The 19,455-nt window shown below is 68.7% G+C and carries 15 protein-coding genes and 3 pseudogenes; 12 read left to right on the plus strand and 6 right to left on the minus strand.

The window, feature by feature from the left end; genetic code table 11:
- Together CLG85_RS24415 and CLG85_RS24420 are read left to right on the plus strand one after the other, a co-directional pair.
- The coding region (locus tag CLG85_RS24415) for a DUF4159 domain-containing protein (protein ID WP_260350189.1) at window positions 1–885 on the plus strand (885 nt) is incomplete at its 5' end.
- A gap of 55 nt (window positions 886–940) precedes the next feature.
- A pseudogene (locus CLG85_RS24420) lies at window positions 941–2,984 on the plus strand (glutamine amidotransferase).
- Window positions 2,985–3,063: 79 nt separating this feature from the next.
- On the opposite strand, the gene CLG85_RS24425 reads toward CLG85_RS24420, so the two are convergent.
- Together CLG85_RS24425 and CLG85_RS24430 are read right to left on the minus strand one after the other, a co-directional pair.
- Entirely contained in the window at window positions 3,064–3,768 is a 705-nt protein-coding gene (locus tag CLG85_RS24425) for a DUF599 domain-containing protein (RefSeq protein ID WP_095882382.1), read from the minus strand.
- 2 nt (window positions 3,769–3,770) lie between these two features.
- Window positions 3,771–4,181, minus strand: a complete 411-nt coding sequence (locus tag CLG85_RS24430) for a CopD family protein (RefSeq protein ID WP_095882381.1) — start codon at window positions 4,179–4,181, stop codon at window positions 3,771–3,773.
- Window positions 4,182–4,313: 132 nt separating this feature from the next.
- Here CLG85_RS24430 and CLG85_RS24435 point away from each other — a divergent pair, with 132 nt between their 5' ends.
- The 6 genes from CLG85_RS24435 to CLG85_RS24460 all read left to right on the plus strand — a co-directional run bounded on the left by CLG85_RS24435 (window position 4,314) and on the right by CLG85_RS24460 (window position 10,506).
- Window positions 4,314–5,762, plus strand: a complete 1,449-nt coding sequence (locus CLG85_RS24435) for an FAD-linked oxidase C-terminal domain-containing protein (RefSeq protein WP_095882380.1) — start codon at window positions 4,314–4,316, stop codon at window positions 5,760–5,762.
- A 70-nt stretch (window positions 5,763–5,832) separates the two neighbouring features.
- Entirely contained in the window at window positions 5,833–6,930 is a 1,098-nt protein-coding gene (locus tag CLG85_RS24440) for an FAD-binding protein (RefSeq protein WP_260350190.1), read from the plus strand.
- 24 nt (window positions 6,931–6,954) lie between these two features.
- Window positions 6,955–8,247 carry a glycolate oxidase subunit GlcF gene (gene glcF, locus CLG85_RS24445; RefSeq protein WP_260350191.1) on the plus strand — a complete coding sequence of 431 codons (1,293 nt, stop codon included), beginning with the start codon at window positions 6,955–6,957 and terminating at the stop codon, window positions 8,245–8,247.
- Window positions 8,248–8,326: 79 nt separating this feature from the next.
- Window positions 8,327–9,106: a trypsin-like serine peptidase gene (locus CLG85_RS24450; RefSeq protein ID WP_260350193.1), complete on the plus strand. Its 780-nt coding sequence runs from the start codon at window positions 8,327–8,329 to the stop codon at window positions 9,104–9,106.
- Complete coding sequence (locus tag CLG85_RS24455) at window positions 9,103–9,888, plus strand: trypsin-like serine peptidase (RefSeq protein WP_224846122.1); 786 nt, start codon at window positions 9,103–9,105, stop codon at window positions 9,886–9,888. The genes CLG85_RS24450 and CLG85_RS24455 overlap by 4 nt, the downstream gene beginning before the upstream one ends.
- Before the next feature lie 141 nt (window positions 9,889–10,029).
- Window positions 10,030–10,506, plus strand: coding sequence for an Hsp20 family protein (locus CLG85_RS24460; RefSeq protein WP_224846120.1), 477 nt, complete (start codon window positions 10,030–10,032; stop codon window positions 10,504–10,506).
- A 119-nt stretch (window positions 10,507–10,625) separates the two neighbouring features.
- Here CLG85_RS24460 and CLG85_RS24465 read toward each other — a convergent pair whose 3' ends face one another.
- Window positions 10,626–11,588 (minus strand): NAD(P)-dependent alcohol dehydrogenase, encoded by a 963-nt coding sequence (locus tag CLG85_RS24465; RefSeq protein WP_260350194.1) that lies wholly within the window; start codon window positions 11,586–11,588, stop codon window positions 10,626–10,628.
- Window positions 11,589–11,699: 111 nt separating this feature from the next.
- Here CLG85_RS24465 and CLG85_RS24470 point away from each other — a divergent pair, with 111 nt between their 5' ends.
- The gene (locus tag CLG85_RS24470) at window positions 11,700–12,599 is read left to right on the plus strand and encodes a LysR family transcriptional regulator (protein WP_224846116.1); all 900 of its coding nucleotides are present in this window, start codon (window positions 11,700–11,702) and stop codon (window positions 12,597–12,599) included.
- A gap of 109 nt (window positions 12,600–12,708) precedes the next feature.
- Here the strand turns inward: CLG85_RS24470 and CLG85_RS24475 are convergent, their stop codons facing one another.
- Window positions 12,709–14,868, minus strand: coding sequence for an esterase-like activity of phytase family protein (locus CLG85_RS24475; protein ID WP_095884068.1), 2,160 nt, complete (start codon window positions 14,866–14,868; stop codon window positions 12,709–12,711).
- A gap of 246 nt (window positions 14,869–15,114) precedes the next feature.
- Here CLG85_RS24475 and CLG85_RS24480 point away from each other — a divergent pair, with 246 nt between their 5' ends.
- Window positions 15,115–15,651: a putative pterin-binding protein gene (locus tag CLG85_RS24480; RefSeq protein ID WP_141244723.1), complete on the plus strand. Its 537-nt coding sequence runs from the start codon at window positions 15,115–15,117 to the stop codon at window positions 15,649–15,651.
- A gap of 33 nt (window positions 15,652–15,684) precedes the next feature.
- Here the strand turns inward: CLG85_RS24480 and CLG85_RS24485 are convergent, their stop codons facing one another.
- Window positions 15,685–16,473 carry a hormone-sensitive lipase gene (locus CLG85_RS24485; RefSeq protein WP_095884070.1) on the minus strand — a complete coding sequence of 263 codons (789 nt, stop codon included), beginning with the start codon at window positions 16,471–16,473 and terminating at the stop codon, window positions 15,685–15,687.
- Window positions 16,474–16,562: 89 nt separating this feature from the next.
- Between CLG85_RS24485 and CLG85_RS24490 the strand changes: the two are divergent.
- Both CLG85_RS24490 and CLG85_RS24495 read left to right on the plus strand, forming a co-directional pair.
- A pseudogene (locus CLG85_RS24490) lies at window positions 16,563–18,037 on the plus strand (NAD-dependent succinate-semialdehyde dehydrogenase).
- A 343-nt stretch (window positions 18,038–18,380) separates the two neighbouring features.
- On the plus strand, window positions 18,381–19,004 hold the full coding sequence (locus tag CLG85_RS24495) for a DUF1523 family protein (protein ID WP_224846106.1): 624 nt from the start codon (window positions 18,381–18,383) through the stop codon (window positions 19,002–19,004).
- A 7-nt stretch (window positions 19,005–19,011) separates the two neighbouring features.
- Here CLG85_RS24495 and CLG85_RS24500 read toward each other — a convergent pair.
- A pseudogene (locus tag CLG85_RS24500) lies at window positions 19,012–19,455 on the minus strand (ester cyclase); the annotation flags it as partial.

The raw sequence follows: 19,455 nt of genomic DNA on the forward strand, positions 1-19,455 counted from the left end.
CTCTCGGGCAGGCTGCGCGGCGCCCGCCCCAGCGCCGCCGCGGTGCTTCTGGCACTGGCGCTCGGCCCGCTCGCCGGGCCCGGCACGGCCGAGGCGCAGGGCGCATCCTCCACGCCCTCGGCCGAGGCGGATGCCTTTGCCGAGGCCGCCACCGCCGAGGTCACCCTTGCGCATGTGGTCACCGGCGACGCGCAGCTCGACGAGCTGGCGCAGAACGGCCTGCGCGGATTGTCGGAAACGCTCTACTACCGCACCTCGGTCGAGCCCTCCGAGCCGATGGCGGTGAACCTCGAGAGCGACGAGCTGGCATTCTTCCCGCTGCTCTACTGGCCGATCACCCCGTCGCAGCCCACGCCCTCCCCCGCCGCCTATGCCAAGCTCAATGAGTACCTGCGCTCGGGTGGGATGATCCTCTTCGACACCCGCGATGCCGACGTGGCGGGCTTCGGCGCAGCCTCTCCCGAGGGCCGCAAGCTGCGCGAACTGGCCGCGCCGCTCGACATTCCGCCGCTGGAGCCGGTGCCGCAGGACCACGTGCTCACCCGCACCTTCTACCTGCTGCAGGATTTCCCCGGCCGCTACACCAGCCGCGACGTCTGGGTCGAGGCCGCGCCGCCCGATGCCGAAATGGTCGAGGGCATGCCCTTCCGCAACCTCAACGACAACGTCACGCCCGTGGTGATCGGCGGCAACGACTGGGCGGCGGCCTGGGCCGTGGACAGCCGTGGCAACCCGCAGGTCCGCGTCGGTTCGGGCTTCGCCGGCGAGCGCCAGCGCGAGATCGCCTATCGCTTCGGGGTCAACCTCGTGATGCACGTGCTGACCGGCAACTACAAATCCGACCAGGTCCACGTGCCCGCGCTGCTCGACAGGCTCGGCCAATGACCGGATCGAGAAAGATCGGCACGACAAAGATCGGCCCAAGAAACGGACACCCCGAATGACCGGCGAGATCGTCTTCGACCCGCTCCTGGCCTGGCCCGTGATCTGGGCGCTGGGGGCCGTGGCCCTGGCCTCGGTGGCGCTTGCGCTCTGGCGCGGCATGCCCGGCTGGGCGCTCCGCTTCTTCGCCGGCTTCGTGCTGGTTGCAGCACTCACCCAGCCCTCCTTCCAGGAAGAGGACCGCGCACCGCTCTCCGACATCGTGCTGCTGCTCGAGGACCAAAGCGCCTCGCAGCGGCTCGGCGACCGGCTCGAGACCACCTCCGAGACCGCCGACGCGCTCGAGGCGCGGCTCGCCGCCCGCCCCAATACCGAAGTGCGCCGCATCACCGTGCCCGACGGCGAGGGCGACAGCGGCACCCTGCTGATGACCGCCCTGTCGGAAGCGCTGGCCGAAGAGCCGCGCGGCCGCGTCGCTGGCATTTTCCTGCTATCGGACGGGCGGCTGCACGATCTCGAACGCGCGCCCTCGCTGCCCGCCCCGATGCACCTGCTGCTGACCGGGCATGACACCGACTGGGACCGCAGGCTCATCGTCAAGAACGCCCCGGCCTTCGCCATCCTCGGCGAGCCGGTGACCCTCACCCTGCGGGTCGAGGACGATGGTGCGGCGCCGCAGGAACGCGAGACCGAGCTGCAGATCTCGATCGACGGCGGCGCGCCCGACAGCTACCGCGTGCCGCTCGGGCAGGACATCGAGCTGCCGATCACCCTGCCCCACGGCGGGCTCAACGTGATCCAGTTCACCACCCCCGAAAGCGAGGCGGAGCTCACCGACCGCAACAACACCGCACTGGTGCAGATCAACGGCGTGCGCGACCGGCTGCGCGTGCTGCTGGTCTCGGGCGAACCCCACGCCGGCAGTCGCACCTGGCGCAACCTGCTGAAATCCGACAGCTCCGTCGATCTCGTGCACTTCACCATCCTGCGCCCGCCCGAAAAGCAGGACGGCGTTCCGGTCACCGAACTCTCGCTCATCGCCTTTCCGACCCGCGAGCTCTTCCTCGAGAAGATCGAGGATTTCGACCTGATCATCTTCGACCGCTACAAGCGCCGCGGTATCCTTCCCGCCATCTACCTCGAGAACGTGCGCAACTACGTCGAGAACGGAGGCGCCGTGCTGGTCGCTGCGGGACCCGATTTCGCCAGCGCCGATTCCATCTACCGCTCCCCCCCTTTCCGAGATCCTGCCCGCCGAGCCCACCGCCCGGGTTATCGACCGCGGCTATCGCCCGAGCGTCACCGACCTCGGCCAGCGCCACCCGGTCACCGCCGGTCTCACCGGGGCCGACAGCTGGGGCCGCTGGATGCGCCAGGTCGAGGTACAGCCCAACGACAGTGCCGAGGTGCTGATGACCGGCGCCGAGGACAAGCCGCTGCTGGTGCTCGACCGCATCGGCGAGGGGCGCGTGGCGCTCATCGCCTCGGACCAGGCCTGGCTCTGGTCGCGCGGATTCGAGGGCGGCGGCCCGCAGCTCGACCTGCTCCGACGGCTGGCGCATTGGATGATGAAGGAACCCGAGCTCGAGGAAGAGGCGCTCTGGGCCGAGGCCACCGGCCAGCACATGCGGATCATCCGCCGCACCCTCGAGCAGGGCGTGGGCGCGGTCACCGTGACCCGCCCCGACGGCACCGAAGACAGCGTCGCCCTGCAGGAAGTCTCGCCCGGTCGCTTCGAGGCGGACTACGACGGGCCCGAAATCGGCCTCTACCGGCTCAAGGAGGGTGATCAGGAGTCGGTGATCGGCCTTGGCCCCGCCGCCCCGCGCGAGTTCGAGCAGACCATCGCCAGCGGCGAGGCGCTGGAGCCGGTGGTCACCTCCCTGCGCGGCGGCGAGGCGCGGATCGAGGCAGGACTGCCGACAATCCGTTCGGTCGGCGCCGGCCGCCCCGCCGCCGGGCGCGGCTGGCTCGGGATCACCCCGCGCGAGGCTTTCGAGACCATGGACGTGACTCGCATCCCGCTGCTGCCGCCCTGGCTGACGCTGCTGCTGGCAGCGGGCTTCATCGTCGGCGCATGGCTGCGCGAGGGGCGGCGCTGACCCGCGGCTGACAGCCGGGCTGCGCGCAGGCACCGCCAGACGACCTGGGGCAAATCCCTTCGAAGGCTTTGCGGCAGTCTCAGCCGTCTTCGCTGGCCAGGAGCACCTCGCGCGACTGCGAGGTGAACTCGCGCCGCAGGATCACCGAGATCGTGATCATCACCGCGATCAGCAGCGGGATCGAGCCCAGCAGCCAGGCGGTCGAACCGATGCCGAAGTAGACCGAGCGCAGGCCGCGGTTGTAGCTGCGTGCCGCGAGGATGTTGATCTCGGCCGCCTTGGCGGCGCGCGTATAGGCGGTGGTGCTCTCGTCGTTGGGCACCGCGCCCATCATCACCGAGCAATAGCCGAAGAGCCGGTTCGACCAGACGAACTTCAGGAAGGCATTGGCCGCAAAGGCGAGGATCAGCAACAGCTTTGCCTCCCAGACGATGGTCGGCGCGTCGCTCCCCGCCGACAGATCCTCGGCCACGCCACGCACCCGGTCGGGGTTGCCGAGCAGCGCGAAGATGCCGCCAATGGCGATCATAGAGGTCGAGGCGAAGAAGGCCGTGCTCTGCCGCAGGCTGCCGACGATATTGGAATCGAAGATGCGCGGCTGGCGGGTGACAAAATGCTTCATCCACTGTCGCCGGTAGCGCGCCATCAGCACCGAAACCGAGGGGCGGCTCGCCGGCGGATGCTCGATCAGCCACGTGCAGCCGAGCCAGCTGGCCACCAGAAGCACCACCCCCGCAAGATCGAGCGGCGCGAAGTAGAAGAAGGGATCGAGCGAAGGCAACATGGTCAGAACGGCTTGGCCACGACGAGCCAGAGAATGGCGATCGTACCCACCACACTGATCTCGTTGAAGATGCGCAGGAACAGGTCGGACTCGCGGAACTCGCCGCGCTTGGCCCGGCCGACCAGTACCCCGGTCCAGACGTAATGCACCGCCAGCAGCACCACGAGAGCAATCTTGGCGTGCAACCAGGCCGGGAAACCCCAGAGCACCCCGAGCCAGAGCCCGGTGATCGCGGCGATCACTGCCAGCCCCGCCGAGAAGCGGTAAAGTCGGTAGGTCAGATCCCCAAGCGGTCCGAATTCACCGGTCTTCGCGAAATCGCGTTTCCAGTAGATGAGCGCGCGCGGCACGGCGAAGATGGAGGTCATCCACCCCATGACGCACAGAATGTGAATGATCTTAAGCCAGGTCATGCGCCCCACCTGCTATCATTCCTCTACGCCGCGCAAGATCCCGCGGCGCGCCCCGCGTGGCGGCGTGGCAAAAACGCTTGGCGAGCGCCGAAATTGGTTATATGAGTTTACCAATTCGAGGAGGAGACCCCGATGCAGATGCCAGCCCCCGATGCAAGCATCCTCGCGCGCAAGGACCAGATCGTCGCGCGGCTGAGGGAGGTCTTGCCCGCCAGCGCCGTGATCTCGGAGCTGTCGGAGACCCGCGCCTACGAATGCGACGCGCTCACCGCCTACCGCTGCCCGCCGCTCTGCGCGGTGTTGCCCTCCTCGACAGAGGAAGTCTCGGCGGTGCTGAAAATCTGCCACGAGGAAGGCGTTCCCGTCGTGCCGCGCGGCTCCGGCACCTCGCTCGCCGGTGGCGCGCTGCCCACAGCAGACAGCGTGATCCTCGGCGTGGCAAAGATGAACCGCGTGCTCGAGACAGATTACGCCAACCGCATCATCCGCGTGCAGACCGGGCGCACCAACCTCTCGGTCAGCGGCGCGGTGGCCGAGGAAGACTTCTTCTACGCCCCCGACCCCTCCTCGCAGCTCGCCTGCGCCATCGCCGGCAATATCGCGATGAACTCGGGCGGGGCGCATTGCCTCAAGTACGGGGTGACGACGAACAACCTGATGGGCGTGACCATGGTGCTGATGGACGGCACGGTGATCGAGCTTGGCGGCGCGCATCTCGACGCGCCGGGGCTCGACCTCCTGGGCGTCATCTGCGGCTCCGAGGGCCAACTCGGCGTGGTCACCGAGGCCACATTGCGCATCCTGCGCAAGCCCGAGGGCGCGCGGCCGGTGCTGATGGGCTTTGCCGCCAACGAGGTCGCCGGGGAATGCGTGTCGGACGTCATCAAGGCGGGCGTGCTGCCGGTGGCGATCGAGTTCATGGACCGCCCCTGCATCGAGGCCTGCGAAGCCTTTGCCCACGCGGGCTACCCGATGTGCGAGGCGCTGCTGATCGTTGAGGTCGAGGGCTCCGAAGCCGAGATCGCCGAGCAGCTCGAGAAGATCATCGAGATCGCCAGGCGCCACAACCCCGTCGAGCTGCGCGAGGCACGCGACGAGGACGAGGCGGGCCGCATCTGGCTCGGCCGCAAGTCCGCCTTCGGCGCCATGGGCCAGATCAACGATTACATGTGCCTCGACGGCACGATCCCGGTCTCTTCGCTGCCCCACGTCCTGCGGCGGATCGGGGAGATGTCGGAAGAGTTCGGCCTGAAGGTCGCCAACGTTTTCCACGCCGGCGACGGCAACATGCATCCGCTGATCCTGTTCAACGCCAACGAGGAAGGCCAGCTCGAGCTCTGCGAGCGCTTCGGGGCGGAGATCCTCAAGCTCTGCGTCGAGGTCGGCGGGTGCCTTACCGGCGAGCACGGTGTCGGGATCGAGAAGCGCGACCTGATGCACACGCAATACGCGCGCGCCGACCTCGAGGCGCAGATGGCGGTGAAGGACGTCTTCGATCCGCGCTGGTTGCTGAACCCCGCCAAGGTGTTCCCGCTGGATGCCTCTGAAAGCCGCCGCACCTTCGCGATCGCCGCCGAGTGACAACGGCCCCACGCTGGACAGAGCGGGGGCTCTGCCCCCGCACCCCCGGGATATTTGGACCTAGAAGAACATGAGACCGACGAGCGAAGACGATCTGGCCGAGGCAATTCTTGGCGCACATGCAGCGCTGTCGATCCGGGGCGGCGGCACCCGACCGATCGGCACGGCAGAGGGCGAGCTTCTCGAGACCGGCGGCCTGTCGGGCGTGACGCTCTACGAGCCGGGCGCGCTGACTTTGGTGGCGAAGGCGGGCACGCCGCTGACCGAGGTCGAGGCCGCGCTCGACGCCGAGAACCAGCGGCTGGCCTTCGAAGTGCCGGACATGCGCGGCCTGCTGGGGACGCGCGGGGAAAGCACGCTGGGCGGGATCGTGGCCGCCAATGCCTCGGGGCCGCGGCGCATCGCCTCCGGTGCCTGCCGCGATTTCCTACTCGGCGTGCGCTTTGTCGATGGCGCCGGCACCGTGGTGTCAAACGGCGGGCGGGTGATGAAGAACGTCACCGGCTACGACCTGGTCAAGCTGATGGCCGGCAGCCATGGCACGCTCGGCGTGCTGACCGAGGTGAGCTTCAAGGTGCTGCCGAAGCCCGAGGCCGCGGCCACGCTGGCTCTGCACGGGCTTTCGGATGCCGAGGCGGTGGCGGCGATGGCGGCGGCGCTCGGATCGCCCTACGACGTCTCCGGCGCCGCGCATGATCCGGCCGCGGGCCGCACTTTGCTGCGTATTGAGGGCTTCACGCGCTCGGTCGCCTACCGGCTCGAGCAGCTCAAGGCGCTCTTCCCGGGGCACGAGATCACCGAGGAGACCGAAGCCGCCGCCGTGTCGGCGCTCTGGGCCGCGGTGCGCGACGTGGCGCCGCTGCAGGGGCGTACGGGGGATGTCTGGCGTCTCTCCTGCAAGCCCTCGGACGCTCCGGAGTTGGCCGCGCGGCTGCGTGCCGAGGCGCTGCTCTACGACTGGGGCGGCGGGCTGGTCTGGGCGCTGCTCGCCGACGGAACAGACGCCCGCGCCCGGCTCGGCGCCTTTGCCGGCCATGCCACGCGAGTGCGCGGCACCGGCGGCGTGCCAGCCTTCCACCCCGATCCCGCCCCCGTCGCCGCGCTCGCCGAGGGGCTGCGCCGCCGCTTCGATCCGCGCGGCGTGCTGAACCCCGGCCTGATGGCGTGACCCGAGCGAGCTGAGGACCAAGACATGCAGACCACCTTCACCCCCGACCAGCTGCGCGACCCGGGCACAGAGCGCGCCAACGAGATCCTGCGCTCCTGCGTGCATTGCGGCTTTTGCACCGCCACCTGCCCCACCTACCAGGTGCTGGGCGACGAGCTCGACAGCCCGCGCGGGCGCATCTACCTGATCAAGGACATGCTCGAGAACGAGCGGGTGCCGGACGCCAAGACCGTGAAGCACATCGACCGCTGCCTGTCGTGCCTGTCGTGCATGACCACCTGCCCCTCGGGGGTGCATTACATGCACCTCGTGGACCATGCGCGCGCCTATATCGAGAAGACCTACACGCGGCCCTGGCACGACCGGGCGCTGCGCTGGACGCTGGCGCAGATCATCCCGCACCCGATGCGCTTCCGCGTGGCGCTGGCTCTGGCCAAGCTGGGCCGTCCCTTCGCCGGGCTGATGCCGGACCCGCGGCTGAAGGCGATGCTGCAGATGGCACCGAAGCGCATCCCGCCGGTCAGCCGCAACGACGATCCGCAGAGCTTTGCCCCCACCGCGCCGAAGCGCAAGCGCGTGGCGCTGATGACCGGCTGCGCGCAGAAGGCGCTCAACACCGACATCAACGACGCCACCATCCGCCTTCTGCGGCGGCTCGGCTGCGAGGTGGTCGTGGCCAAGGGCGCAGGCTGCTGCGGCGCGCTCACCCATCACATGGGGCGCGAGCAGGAAGCGCATGGCTCGGCCGAGGCCAATATCCATGCCTGGATGGCCGAGATTGAGGGTGAGGGGCTCGACGCCATCGTGATCAACACCTCGGGCTGCGGCACCACGGTGAAGGACTATGGCCACATGTTCCGGACCTCGCCACTGGCGGCGGCGGCGGCGCAGGTCTCGGCCAAGGCGATGGACATCAGCGAGCTGCTGCGCGATCTCGAGATCCCGGAAGGCGCGCCGAAGGGTATGCGCGTCGCCTATCACGCCGCCTGCTCGCTGCAGCACGGCCAGAAGGTGAAAGCCGCGCCCAAGGACCTGCTGAAGCGCGCCGGTTTCGAGGTGGTCGAGCCCGCCGACAGCCATCTCTGCTGCGGCAGCGCCGGGACCTACAACCTGCTGCAGCCGGAGATCTCCAGGCAGCTGCGCGACCGCAAGGTGCAGACGCTCGAGGCCAGGGCGCCGCAGCTCATCGCCGCGGGCAACATCGGCTGCATGATGCAGATCGGCTCTGGCACCGGGCTGCCAGTCGTGCACACCGTCGAGCTGCTTGACTGGGCCACGGGCGGACCGAAGCCGGCGGCGCTTGACGTGCTTGGCTGAAACCGCAAACTCCCCGCAACCGCCCCAATTTCGCCCCAGACGCTGCCTAGCGTAGGGGGGCGAACAGGGAGTGATTTGCGTGAGATACCTCATTGCGCTGCTCGCCGCGCTGCTGGCCGCACCAGCCTTTGCGCAGGGTGGCCTGTTTTCCATGGAAAGCCGCGAGGACGGGCGCGGCTGGGAGGCGGTCGGGCGGCTGGAAATCGGCGGCAAAGCCTTCTGCACCGGCGCGCTGATCGCGCCGGACCTCGTGCTCACCGCCGCGCATTGCCTGTTCGATGCGCACAGCGGCGTGCGGGTGCCGGTGGAGCAGATCCAGTTCCTCGCCGGCTGGCGCAACGGCCGCGCCGCCGCCTACCGTCGGGTGCGCCGGGCGCTGTCGCTCGACAGCTACGACTTCAAGGCCCCGGCCAGCCCCGAGCGGGTGCGCAGCGACCTCGCGGTGATCGAGCTGCAGCTGCCGATCCGCAACAGCGCCATCGCGCCCTTCGGGCTCGGCCCCTTCCCAGAGGCCGGGGACGAGCTGGGCGTGGTCTCCTATGCGCATGACCGCTCCGAGGCCCCGGCGCTGCAGGACTATTGCGGCGTGCTCGACCGTCAGGAGGGCATGCTGGTGCTCGACTGCACGGTGGATTTCGGCAGCTCCGGCTCACCGGTCTTCTCCTTCGAGGGCGGCGAGCCGCGCATCGTCTCGGTGATCTCGGCCAAGGCCGAGGCTGGCGGCGCGCCGGTCTCGCTGGCCACCGGTCTTTCCGGCCCGCTCGCCGAGCTGCGCGGCGCGCTCGAGGAGGACATCGTGCTGAACCCGCTCGGCGCGGGAAACCGGCGCGACACCGGCGCGAAGTTCATCAAGCCGTGAGGGGGATTCTCGCGCTTCTCCTGCTGCTGCCCCGGCTGGCGGCGGCGCAGGCGAACTTCGACGTGATCGAGGGGCGCGGCGACCTGCTCGGCTGGGAGGCGGTGGGCCGGCTCGACGGCAAGGGCTCCTTCTGCACCGGCGCGCTGATTGCCCCCGACATCGTTCTGACCGCGGCGCATTGCGTCTACGCTCCGGACGGCACGCCGCGCCCGCCCGAGAGCCTGACCTTCCGCGCCGGATATTCCCGCGGCACCGAGGTCGTGGCGCAGCGGGTGCGCCGCTGGGTCACCCCGCCCGCCTACGTGCAGCGCCCGAAGCCCACGCATGAGACCGTCGCGGTCGACGTGGCGCTGCTCAAGCTGGAGGCGCCGATCACCAGCTCCGAGGCCGATCCCTTCCGCCTCCTCCAGCACGCGCCCGAGGGCAGCGAGGTCACCGTACTCAGCTACGGCAAGGGTCGCGAAGAGGTGCTCTCGCGCGAGCCCTCCTGCGCGGTCACCGGGCATTTCGCCGACGGCATTCTGCGCTTCGACTGCGACGTGACCTTCGGCAGCTCCGGCGCGCCGGTCTTCCTGCGCGAGAACGGGCGGTTGAGAATCCTGTCGGTGATCTCCTCGAGCGGCGGCGGCGCGGCCTACGGGCCGGGGATCGCGGCGCTGGTGCCCGATCTGGCAGCGCGGCTGCGGAACGAGGAAGCCCGCCCGGTGGCCAGCGCCGGCGCGCGGCGCATCAGCGTCGGCGGCGGGCGCGACGGCACCGGTGCACGCTTCGTGAAGCCCTGAGGCTCCGGCCCTCTTGAAACCGCAAAAATCCCTCCCCATCTGAGCTTTACCGGGGTGCCTGAGACAGGGCTCCGGACCCAGCCCGCGCCTGTTCCCGATGGAAAGGCGCAGCACAATGGTATCGCTCAATGGAGGATTCCCATGCGACATTTCGATCTTGCCCCGCTCTATCGCGCCACCGTCGGTTTTGACCAGATCGCCGACATGATGGACCGGGTGCTGGCCAGCGACGTGGCCCAGCCCAGCTATCCCCCCTACAATATCGAGAAGACCGCCGATGATGCCTACCGCATCTCCATCGCCGTGGCCGGCTTCGCCGACGAGGATCTCTCGGTCGAGGTGAAGGAGCACGCGCTTGTGGTCTCCGCCAAGAAATCCGACGAGGGCCAAGGCCGCACCTACCTGCATCGCGGCATCGCCACCCGCGCCTTCGAGCGCCGCTTCACCCTGGCCGACCACGTCCGGGTCGAAGGCGCGACGCATGAGAACGGCATGCTGCATATCGACCTGCGCCGCGAGATCCCCGAAGCGCTGAAGCCGCGCCGGATCGCCATCGCCAAGCCGCAGCGCACCGAGGCGATCGAGAAGGATGTGGTCGACGCGCAATCGGTCAACTGACCGAGGCGTTCTGACCTGACGAGGGCCCCGCTGGACGCAGCGGGGCCTTTTTGCATTGCGCCCCTGCAAGCCCCCATGCTGCCCGCCTTGCTGGCCCCGGCCGCGTCAGGACCACCCTGCTAAGCGCCGATCTCGAGCACAACCGCCCCGGCCCGGTGCCGCGTCTCCACCAGAAGATGCGCCTCGGCAATGTCTTCCAGCGCGAAGCGGGAGTCGATGACCGGGCGCAGCCTGCCCTCGCGCCACAGCGCAAGTAGGCTCTCGAGCCCCGCGCGGCTGTCACCGCTCACGTGCAACGCCATCCGCGGCCCGCCCGAGAGCTTCGCCCACAGCAGGTGCCCAAGCTCTCGCAGCCCGAAATTGAGCGGCAGGAAAAGCCCCTGCTCGCCCAGCAGCCTCCGGCTCTCGGGCCAGCTCATCGCCCCCACCGTGTCGAAGATCAGATCGAACCGCCCCGCGATCTCGTCACGGCGATAGTCGAGCACCCGCTCCGCCCCGAGTCCGCGCAGGAAAACCTCGCGCCCCGGTCCCGCCACGGCGGTCACACGCGCCCCGAGCGCGGCGGCGATCTGCACCGCGTAGGCGCCCACCCCGCCGGAGGCGCCAAGGATCAGCACCTCCTGCCCCGCGCGCAGCTTCGCCACGTCGCGCAGGAACTCCAGCGCGGTCAACCCACCGAAGGGCAGCGCGGCAGCCTCGTCGAAGCCCATGCCTTCGGGGATCGGCGCCACCGCACCCTTTGCCGTCGCGAGCCCGTATTCGGCATGGCCGCCGTGGCCCAGAACGGCCACCACGCGCTGCCCGACCGCGAAACCGTCGACCCCCGCGCCCAGCGCGACGACCTCGCCCGCCACGTCGGACCCCGGCACGAGGTGGCGCGGTTTCCAGAGCCCCGCGACCAGCCGCCCGATCAGCGCCAGACCTCCGGGAAAGGCGGCGGCGCGCAGGCGCCAGTCGGCGGTGGTGACCGAGGCCGCGCGGATCCGGATCAGGATTTCTCCCGGACCTGGCTCGGGGCGCGGCAGATCTTCGACGCGCAGGATGTCGGACGCGCCGTAGCGGCGGGCGGTGGCGGCTTTCATGGTGGGCTCCTTGGGAGGCGATGGTGGATGCCGAGTTGGCTGGATCCGAAATACACCCCACGCAATCGCAGGCATATTGACCAACGTTGCACATCTTCCATACAAATTTGCATGGACTGGCAGAACCTCCGCTCCGACTGGAACCGCTTGCGCGGCTTCCTCGCGACCGCCGAACAGGGCTCGCTCTCGGCTGCGGCCCGGGCTTTGCAGATGAGCCAGCCGACGCTCGGGCGGCAAGTGGCGGCGCTGGAGGCAGAGCTCGGCCTCACCCTCTTCGAGCGCCACGGCACCGGGCTGCACCTCACCGAGGCCGGGATGCAGCTCGCCGAACACGCCCGTGCGATGGGCGAGGCAGCGGAGCGGCTGGCCCGCGTGGCCTCCGGCCAGCAGCAGCAGATCGCCGGACAGGTGACAATCACCGCCTCCGAGATCTACGCCGCCTGGCTGCTGCCGCAGCTCTTGCCGAAGATCCGCGCCGCCGCACCCGGGCTCACGATCGAGATCCTCGCGTCCAACGCCATCCGCGACCTCAAGCGCCGCGAGGCTGACATCGCGCTGCGCAATGCCCGGCCCGGGCAGCCCGACCTCATCGCGAGACGTATCGCCGATGACCGAGGCAGCTTTTACGCCACTTCCGGCTACCTCGCCACGCTGCCGCCGATCGAGGCCCTGCCCGATCTCGCCGCCGCCGAGTTCATCGCCTTCGAGGACCCCGGCCCATACGGGAGCTTCCTGCGCGAGCTCGGCGTGCCGGTCACCGAGGCGAACTTCCCGCTGGTCAGTTCCAGTCACCTCGTGCATTGGCAGATGGCCCGCGCCGGGCTGGGCATCGGGGTCGGCCCGCTCGGCCTCGGCGATCCCGACCCGCAGCTTGTCCGCGCCCTTCCGTCGCTCGAGATTCCCTACCCGGTCTGGCTGGTCGCCCACCGCGAGCTGCATACCTCGCGCCGCATCCGCCTCGTCTACGACCTGCTGGCCGAGCTGATCCCGCCGCTGCTGCGCACATCCTGACGCTTCTTCTCTTTCCAAATACGCACTGCGCACCACCGCCACCCGCACCCCAAACGGCAAGGGCGCCGCACGGTCCCCCGCGCGGCGCCCCTTCCTCGATTCGTAGAGGTCAGTCGAGCTTGAACGACCAGAAGAAGGTCTCGCCCGAGCTGTCATCGACCCCGTCGTTGTCGGTCGAGACATAGACGGTGCCGTCCGCAGCGATGGCGAGGCCCTCGACCTTGTCCACCACGTAGCCGCCCCAGGACTTGAGGTCGGGGATCAGGTCACGCACCTCTTCCTTGCTGACCACGGGCAGATCGCCGCCCAGCGGGGCCGCGACCATCTCGGCGGCGGGGATGCGGTAGACCTTCTTGGTCATCGCCGCGGCGCCGATCTGGTTGTCGCGCTCCACCACGTAGACGTAATCGCCATGGGCGGTGATTTCCGAAAGCCCGGTCCAGCCGGTCTCGGCTGCGGCCTTGGCGTAGCGCAGGGCGCCCCATTCCTCGGTCTCGGGGTTGTAGGACACCAGCTTCACGTGATCCTTCGGATCATCGCCCCACTCGCGCTGCACGGCCATCCACAGAGTGCCGCCCAGCATTGTCACACCCTCGAAGCCGAACCGCGTCTCCTGCGCCAGCAGCTCGGCGGGCAGACCCACCTCTTCCTCGATCTCGCCTTCGGCGCTGACGTGGTAGAGGGCATGGGGGATCAGCTTGGCGGCATTGCCCTCGGAGGCCAGCCAGAAGCCGCCCTCCCCATCGAGCGTGATGCCCTCGATGTCGAGCTTCTGTGCCGGCATGCCCGCGCGGGTGATCTCGATGGCGCGGGTGATCCTGGCCGGTTTGGAGCTGGGGTCGATCACAAAGATCCGCGGCTGGAAGCCGTAGAAGCTGTCGTTGACCGCGTAGACCATGCCGTCCTCGCCCGCGACCATGCCCGAGATCGCGCCCCAGCCAATCAGCTCGTCGGCGCCTTCCGAGGTCAGTGTCGGGTACATCGCCGGACCTTCGGCGTATTCGTAGATCATCACGTGCGCCCGCACGCCGCCATCTTCTACGAGGTCTTCCTCGTTGGCGGTGACCAGCAGGTTGCGCTGCGGAATGGCCACGGCGCCTTCGGGGGCGATGCCCGTGGGCAGCATCTGCTTGAGTACCGGCGCGGCGGGATCGGTCATGTCGTAGACCCCGGCGACCGAGCCGCGCTCGGAGAGCAGGATCATGTAGGGCGTGCCGTCGAAGGTCGCGACCTCCATGCCCTCGGGCTCGGCGCCCTTGGCATCCGAACGCTTGTCCGGGTAATGGCCGACCTGCACGACCGCATGCTCAAAGCTGTTGCCGCTGTCGTAAAGCTCGGTGCCGTCCTTCCGGAACACGGTGAAGCTGCGCGAACCGCCGTCCATGTCGCCCTCGTTGGCGATGGCGAAGGTCTCGTCATCCAGCCACTGCACCGAGTCGGGCTCGCGCAGGCGGCCCTCCTGGCTCTCGGTGAAAACCAGCGCGCCGCGCTCGTCGGTGGCGTCGATCTCGGTCAGGTCGGTGATGCCGGCGGAAAAATGGCTCAGCACCTCGCCGGCCCTGTTCAGCACGACGATGTGGTTGTTCTCCTGCAGGGTCAGGACAATCTCGCCAAGTCCGTTCACATCGACGAACTCTGGCTCGGGATCTTCCGGCGCGATCTCGGCAAGGCCGGTCACATCCGCCTTCACCAGGCTGCCACACTCCGCCGCGCCGTCCATCACGTCGAGGATCGCCACATAGCCTGCGGGCATCTGCGGCACGCGGCCATCGCCCGCATCCTCGTCGCGCTCGTTCTCGATCGCCACGGCAACGAAACGTCCGTCCTTCGAGAGCGCCACGCTGTCCGGCTGGCCGCCTAGGTCGCATTCGCCGGTGATCTCGCCGGACGCCATGTTCACCATCTCGAGCTTGCCCGACGGGTGCGTGTAGCTCTCGGAGGTGTTCACCCCGACGAAGGCAGTGCCGCCCGAGACGGCCACCGAGGTCGGCTCGCCGCCCATCTCGATATTGCCCAGCGGCTTCGGCGCGCGCGGGTCGGTGATGTCGATGCGGCCGATCACGCCCAGCGGGCTGTCGGTGTAGACCAGCGTGTTGCCATCTTCCGAGGCATAGATGATCTCGGCCGAGGTCACGCGGGCGCGGTCCTCGCCCTCGGCCATATTGTCCGGCGTGGCAAAGCTGGCGATGCGGTTGAAGGTCATCTCGGCCTGCGCGGCACCGGCGGAAAGCGCCAGTGCCGAGGTCAGGCACAGCGTGCGGATGGTCATGGGACGTCCCCCTGTTTCGGTCCGCATCGCCATGAGGCAACAACGTAACAGCCACGTGATGCCGAGATGACGCATAGATGACGCTGCGGAAGTCGGTGTCTTCCCAAGCACCGGAACCTGCGCAGAAAATGCCGGTGCCCGCCCTCACGCCCCGCAGATTCGAATTTTCCGGGGGCGTGGCACCTTGCCCCGTTTTGCGGCAGCCGAACCGACTCTACGCTTCTTTTGCCAGGTAGGAGATCCAACTTGTTCACTGGAATTTCAGCCACGATACAGGCTCATTTCGGCCCCCTTCGATTTCCCGCGACCCTCGCGCTCTGCGCGGCGCTGACCGGACCTGCAGCCGCCTCCGAGACGCTGCTCACGCTGATCGCGGCGGACGGGCGGCAAATGGCCCTCGATATGGACGCGCTCGATGCGCTGCCGCAGCGGGAATTCCGTACCGAGACGCAATGGACTTGGGAGGAGCAGAGCTTTCGCGGCCCGCTGCTGCTCGACGTGCTCGAAATGGCGGGCCTGCCCGGTCCGGCTTCGGGCGGGGTGATCGAGTTTGTCGCCGACGATGGCTATCGCGCGCGCATCGACCTGACGGAGCACGCACAATATCTCACTGCCGACTACCCGATCGTCACCACCCGGATCAACGGCGCGCCCTTCGCGCTGGAAGAGAACGGACCGCTCTGGGTGATGTTCCCCTACGACGCCCAGCCAGAGCTGGACGTCGAAGCGGTGCACAATATGACCGTCTGGCAGCTCTTGCAGATCGTCGAGCTTGCCGAGTGATCGGTGCCCGGGCGACCGGGCCCCGGGCCGCGCTCAGGCCCCGGTAACCGCGCGGCAAAGCGGGCTGCCCGCCTCGGCCAGCCCGTCGATCACGTCGAAATGGTGCAGCCCGGCGTCGATCACCACGTCGCACGACCACGCCTCGCCCAGCCAGCGCGCCTGGTCGAGGAACACCGGCCGCTCGTCGCCGCCGACCCAGACTGTCACCGACACCTGCGGCGCGGGCTGGAATATCGGGCTCTCGGCCTCCGCCTCCACCGCGTCCAGCTTCAGCCCGGCGTTCATGTCGGTCTGCATCAGCGGGCGCAGGTCCGCCAGCGGCGAGATCGGCACCACGCCCTTGATCCGCGCCGCCACCGCCTCCGGCAGCAGCCCGGGCGCGAGCATGCGCGCCACCAGATGCCCGCCCGCCGAATGGCCGGTGAGACGGATCGGCCCCGCGACCTCCTCCGCCGCCCGGCTCACCGCCGACGCCACCTCGCGGGTGATATCCGCGATCCGCACATCGGGGCAAAGGTCATAGGAGGGCATCGCCACCGCCCAGCCCGCCGCCAGCGGTCCCGCGGCGAAATGCGACCAGACCGAGCGGTCGAAGCGCAGCCAGTAGCCGCCATGCACGAAGACCACGAGGCCCTTCGCCTCCCCCTCGGGCAGGAAGAGATCCAGCGCCTCGCGCGCCCCCGGCCCATAGGCGAGGCTGCGGAAGCGTCCCTCTTCGGCAAGCTTTGCCCGGAACGCCTCGGCCGCCGCGCTCCAGCGGGGCGGGAAGTCGGCCGCGCCGGGAATATGGGCTGCATTGGCATATGCGTCGCTGAGATCCATCGTCATCCTCCGTTCTCGTACTAGAGTAGGGAATAGCAGATACGCCGACGCCCGCAGCAGGAAACGCGGCAGGACAAATGGAGATCGCCATGCTTGACCAGACCACCGACCTTCCCGGGCTGCTGAAGGACCCCAGCCTGCTCGCCACCCGCGCCTATGTGAACGGCGAATGGATCACCGGCGCGGATGGCGAATTCGAGGTCACCAACCCGGCCCGCGGCGACGTCATCGCCCGCGTCGCCGACCTCAGCCGCGCGCAGATCGCCGGCGCCATCGACGGCGCCTACCTCGCCCAGAAGGACTGGGCGCAATGGACCGGCAAGGAACGCGCCAAGGTGCTGCGCAAATGGTTCGACCTGATGATGGAAAACCAGGACGACCTCAGCACCCTCATGACCGCCGAACAGGGCAAGCCGCTGGCCGAGGCCAAGGGCGAGATCGCCTATGGCGCCTCCTTCATCGAGTTCTTCGGCGAGGAGGCGAAGCGCGTCTACGGCGAAACCATCCCCGGTCACGCCCGCGACAAGCGCATCACCGTGATCAAGCAGCCGATCGGCGTCGCCGCCTCGATCACGCCGTGGAACTTCCCCAACGCGATGATCACCCGCAAGGCCGGCCCGGCGCTGGCCGCCGGCTGCGCCTTCGTCGCCCGCCCGGCCTCGGAAACCCCGCTCTCGGCTCTGGCCATCGCCGTGCTCGCCGAGCGCGCCGGCATCCCGGCCGGGGTGTTCAACGTGGTACCGACCTCGTCGTCGTCGGAGGCGGGCAAGGAGTTCTGCGAGAACCCCAAGGTGCGCAAGCTGACCTTCACCGGCTCCACCGAAGTGGGCCGCATCCTGCTGCGCCAGGCCGCCGACCAGGTGATGAAATGCTCGATGGAACTCGGCGGCAACGCGCCCTTCATCGTCTTCGACGACGCCGATCTCGACGCCGCGGTCGAGGGGGCCATCGCCTGCAAGTTCCGCAACAACGGCCAGACCTGCGTCTGCGCCAACCGCATCTACGTGCAGTCCGGCGTCTATGACGCCTTCGCCGAGAAGCTCGCCGCCGCAGTCAGGAAACTCAAGGTCGGCGACGGGCTCGAAGAGGGCACCGACCTCGGCCCGCTGATCACCCCTAAGGCCATCGACAAGGTGCAGGAGCACATCCGCGACGCCAGGGAAAAGGGCGCCACGATCCTGCTCGGCAGCGAGGAGCAGGAGCTGGACGGCCAGTTCTTCGGCCCGACCATCGTCACCGGCGCGACCCGCGAGATGAAATTCGCCACCGAGGAAACCTTCGGCCCGCTCGCCCCGCTCTTCAAGTTCGAGAACGAAGACGAAGTTATCGATATGGCCAATGACACGATCTTCGGCCTCGCCTCCTACTTCTACGCCAAGGATCTGAGCCGCGTGTACAAGGTTGCCGAGGCGCTGGAGTATGGCATCGTCGGGGTCAACACCGGTCTCATCTCCACCGAGCTCGCGCCCTTTGGCGGGGTCAAGCAATCCGGCCTCGGCCGCGAGGGCAGCCACCACGGCATCGAGGATTCCTCGAGATGAAATACGTCTGCCTGAGCGTCTGAGCCTCTCCGAAGCCGCGCCTGCCCCTTCTTCTAGGCGGAAATATCCCGGGGAGTGTGAGGGGCAGCGCCCCTCACTGCCGGCACGGCATCATGCCGACCCTGCGTCACGCTCCACGTGAAACACCGCCGCGGCGCAGCATGCCCGGCCTGCGCCCTGCAGTGGACAGGCCGGGCGGGGGCTCTGCCCCCGTCCGCTGGCGCGGACTCCCCCGGGATACTTGGACCTAGAAGAAGCGGCGGCATGGCGCTGGCGAGCCGGGGTTTTCTGCAGAGCGCGGTTGATTTTCCCGTGCCGAGGCGTCACCTGATGGAAGGCCCGACGCGATTTTCAGGAGAGCTTGCCATGCGCTACGTGAAATGGACCTTCATCGTGCTCTTCTGGGTGCTCGTCGCGGGCTTCCTGCATTACACGCTGCCGCAGCACGATATCGCGCGGATTACCGACACCTACGAGAAGCGCGAGACCCCGGGCAACGTCAACCGCTGGTTCTGGAGTCAGGCCGGCAGCAAGAGCGCCGCCGCCACCGGCGGGCGCGACGTCTTCTTCATCCAAAGCCGGCTCGCCAACGACAAGGTCATGGTCTACCGCAACGAGGACACGAGCTGGGGCTGGCCTCCCTATTTCAAGTTCGACACCTCGAACCTGCAGGCCGAGGCCAACGACCTGCGCTCGGGCTCCGCCCAGCCGCAATGGGTGGCGATCAAGCATTACGGCTGGCGCAACGAGTTCCTGTCGATCTACCCCAACGCGGTGAAGATCACCCCGGTGGACGGACCCGACGTGCGCATCATCCCCTGGACCAACATCATCGTGCTGACGCTTCTGGCGGCGATCATCTGGGCGGTCTGGGTGCGCTGGCGGCGCTTCCGCCGCGCCCGCATCGACCCGGCGCTGGAAGAGATGGGCGACAATCTCGATGAGGCGGGCGGGCGCATCCGCGGCTTCTTCGGCCGCAAGAAGGGCTGAGGCGCTCTCAGTAAGCGCCCGTGGCCCGCAGGATCTGCACCCAGACCCCGGGCGCGTCGTAGAGCGTCCATTCGCGGCGCAGACCCTCCGGGCCGAACTCGGCATGGGTCATCCCAAGGATGTCGACCGGTGCGTCGCTGGGGGTGCCGAAGGCGCCTTGGCCGTCGTGCCGCCCGATGAGCCGCCAGCGGAGGCAGGCGCGCGGCGGCGCGAGCGGCGCCTCGGTACCGAGCGCCTGCTCGATCTCGAAGCGCGCCGAGGGGAAGGCAGCGCGCAGACCGATCCAGAAGGCCTCGGCCTCGCGCGGGCCGCAGCCGATCTCGGCGCCGGGCAGAAAGAGCTCTGCCGCCGGATCGTACTGCCTGGCCAGCGCCGCGACCTCGCCCGACATGACCCGCGTGAGCAGCTCGGCCAGTGCCGCGCCCCATGGATCGCCGGTGCCGCCCGCGGC

It is taken from the genome of Alloyangia mangrovi (genome assembly GCF_002300555.2).
In the GTDB taxonomy this organism is placed as follows: Bacteria; Pseudomonadota; Alphaproteobacteria; order Rhodobacterales; family Rhodobacteraceae; genus Salipiger; species Salipiger mangrovi.

Excerpts from the sequence above, each read along its gene's own strand:
- glcF (WP_260350191.1), top strand. The coding sequence starts at position 6,955 with ATGCAGACCACCTTCACCCCCGACCAGCTGCGCGACCCGGGCACAGAG.
- CLG85_RS24425 (WP_095882382.1), bottom strand. The coding sequence starts at position 3,768 with ATGTTGCCTTCGCTCGATCCCTTCTTCTACTTCGCGCCGCTCGATCTT.
- CLG85_RS24460 (WP_224846120.1), top strand. The coding sequence starts at position 10,030 with ATGCGACATTTCGATCTTGCCCCGCTCTATCGCGCCACCGTCGGTTTT.
- CLG85_RS24440 (WP_260350190.1), top strand. The coding sequence starts at position 5,833 with ATGAGACCGACGAGCGAAGACGATCTGGCCGAGGCAATTCTTGGCGCA.
- CLG85_RS24430 (WP_095882381.1), bottom strand. The coding sequence starts at position 4,181 with ATGACCTGGCTTAAGATCATTCACATTCTGTGCGTCATGGGGTGGATG.
- CLG85_RS24475 (WP_095884068.1), bottom strand. The coding sequence starts at position 14,868 with ATGACCATCCGCACGCTGTGCCTGACCTCGGCACTGGCGCTTTCCGCC.
- CLG85_RS24485 (WP_095884070.1), bottom strand. The coding sequence starts at position 16,473 with ATGGATCTCAGCGACGCATATGCCAATGCAGCCCATATTCCCGGCGCG.
- CLG85_RS24435 (WP_095882380.1), top strand. The coding sequence starts at position 4,314 with ATGCAGATGCCAGCCCCCGATGCAAGCATCCTCGCGCGCAAGGACCAG.
- CLG85_RS24465 (WP_260350194.1), bottom strand. The coding sequence starts at position 11,588 with ATGAAAGCCGCCACCGCCCGCCGCTACGGCGCGTCCGACATCCTGCGC.
- CLG85_RS24470 (WP_224846116.1), top strand. The coding sequence starts at position 11,700 with ATGGACTGGCAGAACCTCCGCTCCGACTGGAACCGCTTGCGCGGCTTC.
- CLG85_RS24495 (WP_224846106.1), top strand. The coding sequence starts at position 18,381 with ATGCGCTACGTGAAATGGACCTTCATCGTGCTCTTCTGGGTGCTCGTC.